The organism is Paenibacillus sp. PL2-23 (assembly GCF_040834005.1).
In the GTDB taxonomy this organism is placed as follows: domain Bacteria; phylum Bacillota; class Bacilli; order Paenibacillales; family Paenibacillaceae; genus Pristimantibacillus.
The window spans coordinates 342,997-358,141 of sequence record NZ_CP162129.1 but is presented as its reverse complement, the minus strand read 5'-3'; the positions used below and the strand labels follow the sequence as shown (position 1 = coordinate 358,141).

Annotated in this window: 12 protein-coding genes and 1 pseudogene; 5 read left to right on the top strand and 8 right to left on the bottom strand. The window is 44.2% G+C overall.

The annotated features are described in order from the left end of the window. Positions 1-21 precede the first annotated feature (21 nt). From AB1S56_RS01575 to AB1S56_RS01560, 4 genes are all read right to left on the bottom strand, one after another. Complete coding sequence (locus AB1S56_RS01575) at positions 22-1,359, bottom strand: restriction endonuclease (protein ID WP_340871720.1); 1,338 nt, start codon at positions 1,357-1,359, stop codon at positions 22-24. Between the two features lie 140 nt (positions 1,360-1,499). Further along, entirely contained in the window at positions 1,500-1,721 is a 222-nt protein-coding gene (locus AB1S56_RS01570) for a DUF5348 domain-containing protein (RefSeq protein ID WP_367903465.1), read from the bottom strand. A 13-nt stretch (positions 1,722-1,734) separates the two neighbouring features. After that, positions 1,735-2,538 (bottom strand): AAA family ATPase, encoded by an 804-nt coding sequence (locus AB1S56_RS01565; RefSeq protein ID WP_340871721.1) that lies wholly within the window; start codon positions 2,536-2,538, stop codon positions 1,735-1,737. Next, complete coding sequence (locus tag AB1S56_RS01560) at positions 2,535-3,827, bottom strand: DDE-type integrase/transposase/recombinase (RefSeq protein ID WP_340871723.1); 1,293 nt, start codon at positions 3,825-3,827, stop codon at positions 2,535-2,537. The genes AB1S56_RS01565 and AB1S56_RS01560 overlap by 4 nt, the downstream gene beginning before the upstream one ends. Positions 3,828-3,895: 68 nt before the next feature. Between AB1S56_RS01560 and AB1S56_RS01555 the strand changes: the two are divergent. Beyond that, positions 3,896-5,044 (top strand): annotated as a pseudogene (locus AB1S56_RS01555) (IS3 family transposase). A 454-nt stretch (positions 5,045-5,498) separates the two neighbouring features. On the opposite strand, the gene AB1S56_RS01550 reads toward AB1S56_RS01555, so the two are convergent. The 4 genes from AB1S56_RS01550 to AB1S56_RS01535 all read right to left on the bottom strand — a co-directional run bounded on the left by AB1S56_RS01550 (position 5,499) and on the right by AB1S56_RS01535 (position 9,440). Continuing rightward, positions 5,499-6,107 (bottom strand): DUF6431 domain-containing protein, encoded by a 609-nt coding sequence (locus tag AB1S56_RS01550; RefSeq protein WP_367903464.1) that lies wholly within the window; start codon positions 6,105-6,107, stop codon positions 5,499-5,501. A 196-nt stretch (positions 6,108-6,303) separates the two neighbouring features. Continuing rightward, positions 6,304-7,374: a Gfo/Idh/MocA family oxidoreductase gene (locus tag AB1S56_RS01545; protein ID WP_340871724.1), complete on the bottom strand. Its 1,071-nt coding sequence runs from the start codon at positions 7,372-7,374 to the stop codon at positions 6,304-6,306. Next, a protein-coding gene (locus AB1S56_RS01540; RefSeq protein WP_340871725.1) for an IS3 family transposase occupies positions 7,274-8,430 on the bottom strand; the annotation gives its coding sequence in 2 pieces (ribosomal slippage) (positions 7,274-8,175 and positions 8,175-8,430; 1,158 coding nt in all). Before AB1S56_RS01540 ends, AB1S56_RS01545 begins: the two co-directional genes overlap by 101 nt. Positions 8,431-8,579: 149 nt before the next feature. Further along, positions 8,580-9,440 carry a LuxR C-terminal-related transcriptional regulator gene (locus tag AB1S56_RS01535; RefSeq protein ID WP_340871726.1) on the bottom strand — a complete coding sequence of 287 codons (861 nt, stop codon included), beginning with the start codon at positions 9,438-9,440 and terminating at the stop codon, positions 8,580-8,582. A gap of 511 nt (positions 9,441-9,951) precedes the next feature. On the opposite strand from AB1S56_RS01535, the gene AB1S56_RS01530 reads away from it, so the two are divergent. From AB1S56_RS01530 to AB1S56_RS01515, 4 genes are all read left to right on the top strand, one after another. Continuing rightward, on the top strand, positions 9,952-10,926 hold the full coding sequence (locus AB1S56_RS01530) for a glycosyltransferase (RefSeq protein WP_340871727.1): 975 nt from the start codon (positions 9,952-9,954) through the stop codon (positions 10,924-10,926). A 94-nt stretch (positions 10,927-11,020) separates the two neighbouring features. After that, positions 11,021-12,349 (top strand): glycosyltransferase, encoded by a 1,329-nt coding sequence (locus AB1S56_RS01525; RefSeq protein ID WP_340871728.1) that lies wholly within the window; start codon positions 11,021-11,023, stop codon positions 12,347-12,349. Further along, positions 12,339-13,739 carry a hypothetical protein gene (locus AB1S56_RS01520; protein ID WP_340871730.1) on the top strand — a complete coding sequence of 467 codons (1,401 nt, stop codon included), beginning with the start codon at positions 12,339-12,341 and terminating at the stop codon, positions 13,737-13,739. The genes AB1S56_RS01525 and AB1S56_RS01520 overlap by 11 nt, the downstream gene beginning before the upstream one ends. Positions 13,740-13,752: 13 nt before the next feature. Next, positions 13,753-15,117: a UDP-glucose/GDP-mannose dehydrogenase family protein gene (locus AB1S56_RS01515; protein WP_340871731.1), complete on the top strand. Its 1,365-nt coding sequence runs from the start codon at positions 13,753-13,755 to the stop codon at positions 15,115-15,117. Positions 15,118-15,145 lie beyond the last annotated feature (28 nt).

Sequence of the window (15,145 nt, the reverse complement as noted above, 5' to 3'; positions counted from 1 at the left end):
CGTTCAAATATTCTTAGTAATTTAACTAATAGTTATCTTGGCTTGCACTCCCTGTTCCTCAAGCATATGTAACAGGACTCGCCCGTCAATTAATTCAATAGGTTTATCCTTAGCAAAACTACGTGCATCTGGTCCATAAGTTGATGTTGTGACTAATATGCCCTTAGAAGCGTTTTCATTCATCATTGTGCCATACAAGTCCCGTACAGCAGCTACTTCAACTGTATTTTTGTATCTTTTTGCTTGAATTACGTACTTACCTCCAAATACTGGTCGAGGGTCAAATGCAATTACATCAACACCGCCATCTCTGCTTGAACGAGTAAGTTTAGACTCTAGCCCAATCTTCGAAAAAAGATTGCAGACCAGATGTTCAAAATCAAAAGGATCCATATCCAATAAATTCGGTCTATTATCTAAACCGGATAACACGTCCCTTTCATCCACAAAACGTTTGTCGTACATAACTAAATCAACTATTGGTTTTACCGGAGTTAGTTCAGTTATTGAAGGTGAAATTTGTGCTTTAAGTCCTTTAACACATGCTAGGACATCTACTCGGCTTAAATCAAATTTCATAAACTCTTCTTTTCTTGTCTGGATTGTCAGAAGACAAGGTCGAATATCGAGCCCCGTACCGGGGTCTACTGTAGATACGACTCCATTAAACACTATGGAATTAATAACATTGCCTTGATCTGCTTCAAAAAGTTCATCTAAGGTGCGTAAAGCAATCGAAGCAACAAGAGAAGAATAGATTTCATTTATTTCTTTAGGCTTAAAAGCCGTGCCCTTAATTTCGTCCTTACTCTGTGTATACTTATATTCTTTGTTTTCAGGAACTACCGAAACATTTGGTATCTCATATTCAACCAATAGTTCTTTGCTCTCTGTTATGTAAAATAGGTTGAAATCTTGCGGGAAAATATCACTATAATTTGATCGTTCAAGGACCATATTGTTATAAGCTTCAACAGCCTCTTTATCACCATTAAAATAAGTGAATTTAAATTCGTCTATTGATTTATTGTGTTCCTCAATTTCTTTTAGGTATGAATTTCTTTCATTATCGTATTTATCCTTAGCAATTGTAAGGATAGCTTCGTTTTCCTTTATAATCTCTTCAATATGTTGAACCATCATTTGATGATGACGGACAGCACTGTTAAATGCCTCTTCCGCTGCGTTAATTGCATTTAAACGAGCTTTTTTACCTAAACCAATTACCTTCTCCATTAAAGATGCTTCCTTGGGAACTCCAGCAAAAAAAGCCTCCCGAACTGGTACTGGATTATGAGGTATTTCCTTTAGTGCAGGTGCAACGAACTTTGAAAATTCATCTCTCTTGTATAATGTCATCGGCCACTTTCATTGACGGTCAATTCGGAACCGCCAATGGCGGTGGCTTTTTGTTTTCGTCACCGCCATTGGCGGTTCCGAATCCGGCTTCAAATTAACTTCCCCACAAGCAAGAAAAAACCTGCTTCGAAGAGCAGGCCTCAGCTTAACATCATCACTTTGTATGCGGCTTTTCGGTGTAGCCAAAATCGTGTATCCCCGAACTTCACATACCACTCTGTATCCAACTCTACGTTCGTCGGAATAAACGTTTCTCCCACTTGAAACAGCATTGCATCTCCACAATGTAGCGGGTACAGCTGTTTCCGGCCATTATACACTCTCCAGCGTCGTGTTTCCTCGTGAAATCGCAGCTCATGCATGTTCATCGTCACCTCACTCTTCATGGAACTCACTGAGCACTCGGCTAATATGCAGGGCATCGATCAACTTGTCTTTTCGGACGACCGCATCCAGTAAAGCGGCGGTACACACATTGTTAATCTCTCGGCTAATGCCCCGGGTATGTGCGTAAATCGCGTCCATCGCTTCCGTGGTAAATACGGGATGGGTGCTGCCCGCAACTTCGAGCTGGTGGCCAATGTAGTCGCGTGTCTCCTGAGCAGATAAACTTTCCAGATGGAATCGCACGTTCATCCGCTGGGTAATCGGGCGAAAGATCCGGAGCTGCAACGTTGCCTGCAACTCGGGTTGTCCCACGAGGATCAAAGCGAGCGGCGACACCGAGTCCATCTGGAAATTCGTAAGGAACCGAATTTCCTGCAGCATATCCCCGGAGAGCAGGTGAGCCTCATCTACGACCACAATCGCGACCTTTTGTTGGTTTTCATACAGATCCCAAACCAGGTGCTGAAACTGCCGTTTTGCTTCACTCCGTAGGAAGCTCGGCGTCAATCCAAAATGGTGCAGCAGCTCTCGGTAGAAATCCCGTGGCTTCAGATTGGCGTCGGACAGATACAGAAACCGGTATTTGTTCGCGTCCAATCGGTCCTTTAGCGCACGGATGACCGTGGACTTCCCGCACCCGATCTCGCCGGTTACGTAGCCAATCGATCGTGTCATGACCATGTACTGCAGCCTTGCCACACATTCTTCAAACCGCTCCGATCGATGCAGATGCCGGGTTTCCACTTCCCGCGTGAAGGGGATGCGTTCCAACCCGAAGAAGTTCCGGATCATGACCCCATCTCCTCCTGTATTACCGCAGTGAAGGCAGAACGATCGGTCTCGCGCAGCTGCCGGCGATGCTCTGCATGAAGCAATTCGACATAATTTAATCCGGTCTTCGGAGCTTTCGGCGCCTCGGCTTCTTCTTTAGAAAACTCGCGCTGCTCTGGATCTCGCAGCTTGAGCGGCACCGCGTCCTCGTAACGCTTCTCATCCTTCCACACTTGGATGAGCGCTAGATCGTGAGGATCGAAGCGGATCTGGACTGTAGTGCCTGCAAGCCTCGACTCCACCTCGAACTTCTGGCCGAGCAAGGAGATACAGCCGGTTTTATCGACCTTGCGCTCCTCCTCCAGCAAGAACACCTGTACCAGTTCATCCGGCGGCATCGTACGAATCGGGTGATCATCCTTCTGGTATCGATCCACCGGGCGTTGTTTGAAGCTGTTGTGCACCTTCTGGTGGTATGCGACCTCGAGCCAAGCGGCAAAGAAGCGATTAAGGTCGGCGAGGGACGTAATCTTTCCGCTCTCGATGAGGTCGTACGCCTCCGGAACAAAGCTCTGGTCGACGAAACGAAAGAACTTCTCTTGTTTACCGTGACCCTCTGGCCGCCCAACCTTCAAGTGCCGAAGCTCGGTTCCGAGCCGTCCGCAAATCCGCTCAAAGTGGTGGGAAGCATAGATCGCGCCGTTATCGACGTAGATCACTTCCGGAATGCCGTGCTTTAGAATCGCCTTCTTCAAGCAATCCTCGAGTCTGGCCACACGTTCCTCCAAGTAAAACTGACCATGGACGACGAAACGGGAATAATCGTCGATGAAGATCACCAAATATGCCATCGTCTTCTTGCCCGGCTTCTGTGGATGGGGCAAATACAGGGTGTGTTGCACATCCCCTTGCCATAGTGCATTCCGGTGTTTCGCTTCAAAGCGTCGGAACTCACTCCAGCCCGTCTTTGTCAACGCCTTTCGTGTCATACCCCGACGCCGGAGCTGTTTGCTGAGTGTGCTCTCTTTCAGCTGCCCGGCCTCGATGTACCGCGCAAGCTCCAGGATTGCAATGATCTGCCGGACGCTGCGGCCCGGCTGTTCCTCTTTCAACGCCATCGCCTTCTGCAATACATCATCCGGGATGTCACGCGCGGTAAGCTTGTCCGAGCGTACAGAGGGAACAAGCGCCTCCCATCCGCCGGTGCGGTAAGCTTGAACGTATCTCTCTAGCGTCCGAAGACTAATCCGTTTTTGTCCTCCATCCGGCGTGTCGTACACATGGCTTGCAATGTCCCGCATCAGCGCCATCTGCTCGCCCGGTTCGAGCTATAATGCTACATATAATCTAGACAGCAAAAAAGGAGTTTCTTAGTTGTATGACGACCAGCAGAAGAAAGTTCAGCCCAGAAGAGAAGGCACGCATTGTACTGGAAATTCTGAAGGAAGAAAAGACGGTGTCACAGATCGCAACGGAGGAAGGCATTCATACAAATGTCCTCAACCGGTGGAAATCAGAAGCCGTTCAAAACCTTTCTCAATTGTTTGTCGATGATCATAAAGGCATCACGAAAATGAAACAGGAATACGAACAGCAAATTGACGAACTCTACGGCGAGGTGGGCAGATTATCGACCCAATTGTCGTGGCTCAAAAAAAAATCTGGCCTCTAATCTATCCCGTGATGAGCGTGTTGGTTTATTGGAATGGGACTGCCTAGAGCACTCCATCTTCGTACAAGCGGATCTCTTAAGCCTGAACCGCTCCAGCCTGTATTACAAGCCGGTGCCTCCATCTCCGGAGGAAGTACGCCTCAAGCACCGAATTGATGAGCTTTACACAAAGCACCCGTTCATGGGCTATCGCACGATCGCTTCGATTATGAATCGGGAGAACGACAAGGTTCATGAAAATACCGTAAGGCGCTATATGCGAGAAATGGGAATCATGGCAATTTACCCTGGCCCGAACTTGAGCAAACGTGATCTTCAACATCGGATCTATCCGTATCTGCTGCGTAAATTGGCGATTACAGAGCCGGAGCAGGTCTGGAGTGTGGACATCACCTATGTTCGGTTGAAGCAGGGCTGGATGTACTTATACGCCATTATAGACTGGTATTCCCGTTATATCGTTGACTGGCAACTGGACCAGAGCCTAGAGATTGGTTTTGTGCTCGAGACGATGAAACGGCACTGGCAATGCGCAAGCCAGACATTGTGAACAGTGATCAAGGGAGTCATTTCACAAGTCCACAGTACATTGATTTGTTAAAAGAGAACGACGTTCGCATTAGTATGGATGGTAAAGGTCGCGCAACCGATAATATCGCCATCGAACGGTTTTGGCGCAGTCTGAAGTACAACGAGATCTATCTGAACGATTACAGCAGCCCGCGTGAGGTGCGGAACGGCATCCGTAGCTATATTCATCTCCACAACTATTACCTGCCGCACCAGTCCCTGCAGAAACACACACCAGCTGCTGTGTACAACCGTGAAGTCGTGCTTAAATCCACATCTGAATAATGGAGGAAGAAGCTTTCCTCCCGCGCCTTCGCTTGGGCTTTGTCCTCCACAGGTGGACAACATCATACTGGGAATTATTAACCTTTATTCCATCTCAGGCGAGGTGTACAACCCGCTATATTGAAGCTTCACAAAACCTTTGTGATTCATTTCACACCTTAACTATATGAAAATAACTGTCTTGACATCTTGTAGCACCATAAGCTTTCGGCTAACGAGCGGCGCGATCAGGCCGTACCGAAAGTTAGCGATCGCTTGTCTTTGTTGGTTTTCCATCTTTGTTTCTCCTCTCTGTATGTGTTCATCAGAGAGTATCTCACGGCCCTTAGAACGGGGGGAGAATGCAAATCTTGTGGGATTCGGGCGTTGGAGGTGCATGGATGACGGAGATTGCCATCATTTCACCGGCGATGGGCATTCGCTTCGGTGGTTGTCGGGACGGCATCTGCGGTCCTTAAAGGAACAAGTGTCTTGGTATCTTGGAATTGGAATGGAGGCATGACCAGTAGCCGCGGAGCGAGGCAGGCTTGCGACTGAATAAGGGGAGTATGGTTCGTAACCATTTCGCTGTTTCTACCGGACTCGAAGAAACCGGGTTCGGATAATGACGCAGCAGATCATCCGTATATCCGGAAAATAGAAGTTGTCCGGCAAGCCATAGGGACAAGTCTGAAGCTTTGTGGAGATGTCGTTTCCACCAACGCTTCACCGTACAACGGGATACTCTAACGTTCTCCGCTGTGATCGACTGCGCAATGCTGCCATAAGCCTTTCCGCGCAGCTTTCTCATCACTGCGGATTCGCGGATATAGGTTGCAAATCTTGCCCATGGAACAAGGAAATCTGGGAGCAAAGAAAGGGTTTTCCGGCAGATCGGACAAAGCCATCGGTAGATCGGTATCGTCCTCATTTTCTGTTTTGTTGTGACCGACCGAAAGTATCGGCCATGTTTATGCATCGTAACCTTGCAGTCGTCACAACAGATGACGACATTTGGGGCACGATCTTGAAATAAATCGGCATAGGACTTGCAAGAACGCCCGAAAAGAAGTATTTTATTCATGTGAGTCGTGTTGATGCTCTTGGGGTCCCGCCAAAGGTCCAAGAGCATCTTCTTTTTTTGCATAAGAATAGCCTAATCCTCCGTCATTGTACAGAAGGCATTAGGCTATTGTCGGTGAGAATGATCGATTTCCTCCGCCAGCAGAAGTGACGAAAATCCATGATTTCTCCGCCAACCAATGTGGCAACAAACAGGATCAGATACAGTTCTCTTTGAGAGAAACCATTTGGTTTGTATGGGCGGAACTGTATATATGATGGACTAAATGCAAGGAAACCATCCCTTCTTCCCCAGTTACCAGCGGTTCTCTGCGGTTTAGTATAGAAGTGAAAAAGTCTTGAAACTGCAAATGATGACTAGATGGCTCCTCCACATTATGGTTGGAAAGACTCGTCTTGATCGGGTTCTTCTCTGTATCATACAAGGATAAGCGAACAAGTTGGTGATCCTCTATAACGCAATACCCATTTTCACAGACAATTTCCATCCTAGAACCTATCTTTGTGGGAGCGCTTGTTGTAGCGTTAAGGGTACCAATGGCACCGTTTCTAAAACGCAGTGTTGCGGACACAACGTCTTCGACCGCAAGATAATCGTGCGAAAGATTGGCCTGGATAGAGAAGACATCCTCTACCTCTCCCCCCAGGTGATATAGCAAGTCGACGTAATGTATAGCTTGGTTCATAAGTACCCCACCACCATCAAGTTCAAACGTCCCACGCCATTCGCTATTCTTGTAGTATTCTCGTGGCCTGTTGATGTTAAGGCTGGCATGAATGAAGATTAATTGACCCAACAAACCGTCGTTCATCATTTGTCTCACGATTCTCGTAGAACTATCAAATCTGTGTTGGAGGATGCAGGAAAGATAGACGTTATTTTTGCGACACTCTCTAATCATATTCTTCGCCGCATCTATGCTAACATCAATAGGCTTCTCGACAATTGAATGCTTCCCGTAACTAGCAGCTTTGATAACAGCCTCACCGTGAAGCCCACTAGGTGTAGCAACTGTTACTGCATCAAATGTTTCGTTCTTTAGCGCGTCGTCTAGAGATGCATATACAGCGCCTCCATATTGCAAGGACAGCTCTTTCGCCCGCTCTTTGTTACTATCGACAAAGGCGGCGATCTTTGGATCTCTGTCAATATAGTAGACACAAATTTCACCGCTGTACTGCATTAACGTAAAATTGGCGTTCGTATTCCCTAGGTGTAAAATACTGGATTGAAGAATGGATGCGTTGGTTGTTGTAAAATACTTCAATATACTCGAAGATGCTCTTTTGTGCTTCTTCACGTGTTTGGTACTTGTTTAGGTAGATTAACTCTTTTTTGATAATGCTATGAAAGGACTCGATGCAAGCGTTGTCGTAACAGTTTCCCTTTCGACTCATGCTGCCTTTCATGGAATAGGTCTGGAGCTGCTTCTGATAATCGTGAGAGGCATATTGGCTTCCGCGATCAGAATGATGAAGCACTTCACCTTCCGGCTGCTGGCGGCCGTGAGCCTGCTGCAGAGCCCTTATAACGAGTTCTTTCGTCATGCGGTCACTCATATGCCAGCCAACGATCATGCGGGAGAAGAGATCCATTACGCTCGCTAGATAGAGCCATCCTTCGGCAGTGGGGATATAGGTAATATCTGTAACCCACTTCTCATTAGGCTTACTTGCTTTAAACTCCTGATTGAGGATGTTCTCCTGGACCGGCATGTTATGTTTGGAATTCGTCGTTGCCTTATACTTTTTTACCGTCCGTGATTTCCATTGTTGCTCGTTCATGATGCGCGTTACGGTCCGCTCGGAGATCTCCACTCCTTGCTGATGAAGCTTTTGAGTGACCTTTGGACTCCCGTAGAGCTGCCGTGATTCTTCGAAGACTTCCTTGGCCTGGGCGGTCCATTCTTTATGCTGGAGCTCACGTTCACTCTCAGGACGATCTCTCCATTTGTAATATCCGCTTCGAGATACGTTCATTACTTTGCACATCTTCTCCAGTCGGTGTTCGGAGCGGAGTTCGTGGATGAATTGGTAAATCACCGACGGTCTTTCGCGAAGAAGTGCATAGCCTTTTTTAATATTTCATTCTCTTCCTGTAGTTCACGTATTTGTCGCTGCATCTCTCGTAATTGGTGATCTTCCGACTTAAAGGCTTGGTTTTGAACGATTTCCGGTTCGCTACCGTACTTCTTCATCCAGCCATATAACGTATTGTCCTTGATCTTTAATTCGCGGGCTACCTCCGCCACCGCCTTGCCGCTTTCCTTGATATATTGAACTGTCTTTCTTTTGTACGCTTCATCATAAAGTGGTTTTTTCATCTTTGACACAGTCCCCCGATAAAAGTTATTTCACCAGTCTAATCTGTGTCTACTATTTAGTCTAGCATCACTTTGCAGTTGGGATCGAATGTATTTCTTTTGCGTGAATTCGACCGATATGTCCGCATCCTATAATGGCAACCCTTACATTATTCACGATAACCCTCCGAGGCTCTTGCGTAATTATGGTTCAAAGGTAAGTTGTCGGCTAACAATACCTTTAAGACCATTGAAGCCTTTGATTTTACGTTTATTTTTTGGTTGATCTTACTGATAAATACTCGCACTGTATTCTCGCTAATACTTAAAATCTCGCTTATTCGCTTGTAATCGTAATCAAGTATCCAGTATTTCGTTATCTGACGTTCTCGATTCGTCAAATTGTATTCTAGTAATGTTTCATTGATTCTTTCTTCAAGAGGAATTTCTGATAACGATTGTAACTTTAAATCGTGGGTGATTGTGACAGAGATCTGTTTCGCAACGAAATGGAGGAAGTTTACCGTAAGGGTAGAAGTTGTCATGAGCGTGATGTATCCCTTAATTTCTCCAGCAACACCTTTTATAATACAGCTAATTTCATTCCATTGTTTTAATATATCTAAATAGTTATCTTGCTTCGGTAAATAGACCGAACGTTTATACTCGATAGCTCCTGATATGGAGTGACTACCTATATTTTTCTTTCCAAGATTGACCCCCGCCTTAAGTCCTAATGTCTCCGACAAGTATAAATTATCAGTATCTCCTTCGACCGCAAGCAAGACTCCTCTTGGATCCGTGAGCAAAAGAAGATAGGGGAAGGTGGAATCTTTCAACCACAAATTAATATATTTGATAAAAAGTTTGATAATATCAGTATTCTGTAATAAGAGTTCAGTTAGTGTCCTAAGTTCCGTATAGTCTGTTGTAAGCGATTTAGTAAAACTGTTCACCTCAGCCGCAGCATTCAACATCGAAAGTTCCTTCTTAGTTAATCCAAGCGAAACAGAGGTATCTTTTATCCTCATTTAAGCAACCTCCAAAGTTATAATGCTACATAGAAACTAGACAGCCAAAAAGGAGTATCTTAGTTGTATGAAGCCGGTGTTTGTCAAGATAGTTGTCGCAGATTAATAGAATTAAGATAGTTATGCAATATTTCACACCTTAAAAATCTAAAAAAGCTGTCTTGACATCTTGTAGCACCATAAGTTGTGAATTTCCATAAGTAGTTATAATACGATGAAATTTGCATAATTTTCGCAGATTGACAACTTACCCCCTCTCTATTTCCCACGATTCTATAGTATTTGGGACTTTCTATGAAGAACTATGTCACTTTTAGTAGAGAAATATAATAATGCACTTGTACTACTAATAGTTCTTGAAGGTTGAAATAACCCGCTGAATTATAATCTATTTCAAAACTCCTTTAATACAGGTGTGATATAGAAGAATTAACACGGGCCACATATTATATAAATGCTTCCCAATACTATTCTGGAAGGAGAAAGCGCTATCGTTACCACCAGTGTGATCATGCCGACCTACAATAAAGCAAATTATCTTGATCTGACTCTTGCTTCATTCGTCAATCAAGATGATCAAGATTTTGAGATCATTGTTGTTGATGACGGAAGTACGGACAACACGAAAGATGTAGTACGAAAGTATGAACGGACTATCAACTTGAAGTATTTAACTCACACAAATCGTGGAAGAGCATACGCTCGGAATACGGCACTTCAACATGCTGCCGGAAGATACATCCTCTTCAACGACGATGACCGTATCGCTTCTCCTTGCTTTGTATCAATGCATAAAAATGAGCTTGAAAAGGGAGGCGAAAAGCGCGTTGTCATTGGGTGGAAACATAATATCCTTACGGTATATCACCCGTCTATTAAACTTAGACAACGAGAACTTGTCTGCTTGTTTAGGAAGTCACCACATCTAGGCGAGATTTTCGAGCAACCCGAAGAAAGAAGACTCATTCAACGCGATTGCATCCTGGGACATCACTGGGATGTAATGGAGCCTTATATAGTAACAGATGGGTATGATAATTTTCCGCGAGTCGTGGATACCTATGGTGAACAGTTGAGTGGTTTTCATTTTAAATGGATCCTTGGCACAACTGCCAATCTATCTCTACACCAATCGTTGCTCTCTGAGGTAGGAATGTTCGATACAAGATTCAAAGGCTGGGGAATGGAAGACACAGATTTAAGTTATAGATTTTGGGGAAGCGGTGCGGATTTACAAATAAGCAAGGAATGCGTGAACTATCATCAATATCATCCCCGTGAGCAATCGAAAGTCTCTTCCATTCGGAATGCAGTGGAATTCTGCAAGAAATACCAGAATCTCGAATGTTACTTATTCTTAAGATGTTGGAATTTATCGAAAATACACTTTGAAGAAGCAAATCGGTTATATGAGTTTGCAATGGACAATGCTACCGTGAAGGACGAGCTCTGCGAACTATACAGAAGTATTTTGGAGGATTTGTAATTCCAGAGTTAGGCCGTAATCCACCTGAATTATTGTAGACACTTTGCAGAGACAATAGACTAAATAGCGGAAGTAAGTTATGCGGAGGTTTTATATGAGTACTGTTTCGGCGTGCATCCTCGTGAAGGAACAAAATAAGTTTCTCAGGAGTTGTTTGGATAGTATTTACCAATACGTTGACGAAATAGTAATTGCTAACAACGGTCCCCGCGGCGACGTGGATTTTGCGCGGCAAGAGTATGGGGCGATTGTTGTCGAGGCTCAAGAGGGGATTTGGGATGGAGCCCGCAATCACTACATGAATGCGGCAACGAAATCGTGGATTCTTGTCGTTGATGTTGATGAGTGCTTGTCGACTCAAGCATTGATAAATATTTATAAGCATATAAACGATACGAGCGAAAGAACGTTTGGATTCTTGCTACCTAGATATGAATACTTAGGAGAAGGCCAATGGGCGTATACCCAACTGCTTCGGTTGTTCCGAAATCATCCTGAGGTCAAATACGGCCCGCATCATATCCATGCCTCACCTGGGAAATCCATTGTTAAGTTACGTGGGGAGATCCAAGTGCTTAACGATGTTGCGATCCATCATTTTGATATTTTATTTCATCGAAAGACGGCCTTGAAACGAAACACATACATGAGTCGGTTATATGAGGAACTGAGAGAAGACCCCCAAAATCCTCATTTTCATTATTACTTAGGTCTAGAGTATGCCGCTCAAGGATACATCTCTACGGCGGAAAAGTACTTCCAGGAATCAATTTCTTTAGACAGGACAGGAAGGGCGACTCAACGTGCACGCTTATATTTATCTCAGTTGTATTTGTCCTTAGATCAGTTGAACGAAGCAGAGGACCAAATCAAAAAAATGCTCGAGAAGAATTCGGAATACATGGATAGGGGGTACATGATCCTTTCGGAGATATTCCTACGCAGGAATATGAAAACGTTATCGATTGAATATGGTTTGAAAGCGCTAGAAGCAAATCCTGCAGCAGCGCACCACCATGTTAACTACGCATCGCTGATTGCATCGGAAAATCCAGCATTGTCCCTGCGCCATATTGCTGAAGCGATTCGACTTAATGCATATCTTCTGAACCCCATGATTTATAAACCTGGCGAAAGGCCAAACGTTTTTCAATTGCAGAACTGTTTCTTAAGTTCAACGATCAATGTATACAGCCAAGTTACGGATTTAATTGCTGTATTAAGGGGACCAAATTATTTATTTGACTATTGTGAGAGAATGGCCGAAGAAGCCCAGACGGCATGCAATATGACAGAATTGTTTAGCGGTTTATATAAGTTCAAAGCGGATCAACGTTTTACCGACAAACTATTCTCGTATATTAGCACAATCCAAACGTCTTCTGCCATAGTGGGAAAAGAAGGAGAGAGAGATGTCAATTGAAATTCAGCAAGTAGAGGTATGCGAGATACCGATACAAACGAGAATTCCTTTTCGATATGGAATTACAACCGTGCGAGAAGTCAACCATGTAATCATACAGTTAACCGCTTCGATAGACGGTGAAGTAGTACAAGGAACTGCCGCAGAAAACCTTATGCCTCGTTGGTTCATTAAGGATAAATTGCTTACGATAAGCAAGGAGTATAAGGCGCTTATAGCGGTCATTAAAGGAGCAATTACCCACATTAAGGCTCTAAGAAGAGGAGAATCGGTATTTGAACTATGGAGTCGACTTTATGAATTGCAGAAAATAACATTCGAGCAAACTTATCCTCCTCTACTTTGGTCGTTAGGGATAAGTTTGCTTGAGAGAGCATTAATTGATGCATACTGTAGAGCGACCAAAACTACATTTCATCAAGCCCTGATAACTAATGCATTTGGTATAGATTTAGCATTTTTTTATCCAGAACTATCGGGGGTTCATCCACAGGACTTCATACCGGCGAAGCCGATAGATCATATTTTGGTCAGGCACACAATAGGCTTGGCTGATCCATTGGAAGAGGAAAATGCCGGCCTAAAGGACGGCTTGCCATGGAACCTCCAAGAGATTGTCCAAACATACGGACTTTCTTATTTCAAGATCAAGCTTTCAGGGGAGCTGGAATGGGATAGAAGCAGGCTTGAATCAATTCAAGGGATTCTACGACGGGACTGTAATAAATTCTATATAACTTTAGATGGAAATGAAAACTTTAAAACAATGAGCTCCTTTCAACGGTATTGGAATGATCTTATCGACAATGATCACATGAAGCAGTTACTGGAGCATCTGCTCTATATTGAACAGCCCGTCGCTCGTATGAACGCATTTCTCGAATCCGTTGACTCGAAATTGCCCAGCATTATCATTGATGAGGCTGATGGTGAACTAACAAGCTATAAACATGCGATCTCATGTGGTTACAGAGGAGTCAGTCATAAAAATTGCAAGGGTGTTCTTAAAAGCGTTGCAAATCTGGCTCTTCAAGAGTTATATATGCGACAAGGTTATATAACCGGAGAATATCAGATAACTAGTGAAGATTTATCAAGTATTGGACCGTATTCGCTACTTCAAGATTTAGCAGTCGCGGCCAGTTTGGGAATTATTCATACAGAGCGAAATGGCCATCATTATTTTAAAGGATTAAACATGTTCCCGGACGATCTTGAGCAGAACATTTTAGAGCTATATCCGGACCTTTATGAACGTCATGAGGACGGCTTTGCCAAGCTCTCCATACGTATGGGAGCAATATCGTTAGGACATGTCAATCAGTCGCCTTTCGGATGCCGCTTGCAATACAATATCAAGCGACTTGAAACAGTTCAATATAGCAGTTAGGAGAGAAGAGTGAATGATTACAATCATTGGAACTGGTTATGTTGGGCTCATTACGGGACTGTGTTTCGCACAAATGGGGAAACGTGTTACCTGCGTGGATTTGGATGCAGACCGAATCCAATCGCTGAATAAGATGAAATCCCCTTTCTATGAACCAGGAGTTCAGGAACTTATAGAGAGCTTGAGTCAAAAAAGCCTAATTCGCTTTACGACCGATATTACATCATCGATAGAAGAAGCCTCGATTATTTTCATCACGACTGGAACGCCATCTTTACCGGATGGGAGTGCTGATTTAACTTACCTTATGAAGGCGATAGATAGTGTTTTGGATGGCGTTAACGGCCCGAAGAAACTCGTCCTTAAGAGTACAATTCCGATCGGCACGACTCGTTCAATCAAAAGATATATTGACAAACGAGGCTTTAGTGACAATATCACGTTATATTTTATTCCTGAATTTCTACGAGAGGGTTCTGCTCTTCAGGATGTGATGCACCCTGATCGCGTTGTTATCGGAACAGTTTCGGGAGAACCTTGTCCAACGATGATGGAGCTGCATGGCCAACTAACGCAGAACATTATCACGACTTCTTATAACAATGCCGAGGCGATAAAATATTGCGCTAATGCTTTTTTGGCTACGAGGATCTCATTTATTAACGAGTTGGCTAATATTTGTGACAAGTTGGGCGCAGACATCGACGTAGTTGTGGCAGGGGTGAAGGACGACAGACGAATTGGATCATTGTTTTTTAATGCCGGAATCGGCTACGGGGGTTCTTGTTTCCCAAAGGATATGTCGGCCTTAGTCGCCATGGCTAAACAAGTGGGTTATGAGAGTCGGTTGTTGAATGCCGTGATTGAAGTTAATCAACTCCAGGTTGATGTTTTCGTGGAAAAGATTTTTCGCGAGGTTCCAGATGATGGGATGATTGGCATTTGGGGAGTGTCCTTCAAACCGAATACGGACGATGTCCGAATGGCCCCATCATTACGTATCGTTCAAAAGCTTCTGGATAGAGGAATGACGGTTAAAGTGTATGATCCAAGGGCTCTCAACAATTTTCGCAAATTGATCGATCATCCTCGTATTCAGTGGTGTCAAGATGCTATGGAGGCAGCTATCGGTTGTGATGCGATTTGTATCTTAACAGAGTGGGACGAGTTCAAACGGATTGACTTGTCCATGCTGGGGGGAATTATGAATCGCAGGTTTGGTAAGGTCCTGTTATTTGACGGTCGGAATACGTATTCCAAAAATTTGATTGATCAGAGAGTAATGAAATATATCGCTATCGGAAGGCGAACTGAGCCATCAATATGGAGTGAGGATGATGAAGTTCAACCTTTTCAGATTCTTAAAGAGTCTATTTGATGTGAAGAGTGTGCTTTCCCGCGAGTAC

What these genes read in the sequence shown, in the direction of transcription:
- AB1S56_RS01570 (WP_367903465.1), bottom strand. Translation starts at nt 1,721, where the DNA reads ATGCATGAGCTGCGATTTCACGAGGAAACACGACGCTGGAGAGTGTAT.
- AB1S56_RS01515 (WP_340871731.1), top strand. Translation starts at nt 13,753, where the DNA reads ATGATTACAATCATTGGAACTGGTTATGTTGGGCTCATTACGGGACTG.
- AB1S56_RS01550 (WP_367903464.1), bottom strand. Translation starts at nt 6,107, where the DNA reads ATGAATAAAATACTTCTTTTCGGGCGTTCTTGCAAGTCCTATGCCGAT.
- AB1S56_RS01520 (WP_340871730.1), top strand. Translation starts at nt 12,339, where the DNA reads ATGTCAATTGAAATTCAGCAAGTAGAGGTATGCGAGATACCGATACAA.
- AB1S56_RS01535 (WP_340871726.1), bottom strand. Translation starts at nt 9,440, where the DNA reads ATGAGGATAAAAGATACCTCTGTTTCGCTTGGATTAACTAAGAAGGAA.
- AB1S56_RS01560 (WP_340871723.1), bottom strand. Translation starts at nt 3,827, where the DNA reads ATGGCGCTGATGCGGGACATTGCAAGCCATGTGTACGACACGCCGGAT.
- AB1S56_RS01565 (WP_340871721.1), bottom strand. Translation starts at nt 2,538, where the DNA reads ATGATCCGGAACTTCTTCGGGTTGGAACGCATCCCCTTCACGCGGGAA.
- AB1S56_RS01525 (WP_340871728.1), top strand. Translation starts at nt 11,021, where the DNA reads ATGAGTACTGTTTCGGCGTGCATCCTCGTGAAGGAACAAAATAAGTTT.
- AB1S56_RS01575 (WP_340871720.1), bottom strand. Translation starts at nt 1,359, where the DNA reads ATGACATTATACAAGAGAGATGAATTTTCAAAGTTCGTTGCACCTGCA.
- AB1S56_RS01530 (WP_340871727.1), top strand. Translation starts at nt 9,952, where the DNA reads ATGCCGACCTACAATAAAGCAAATTATCTTGATCTGACTCTTGCTTCA.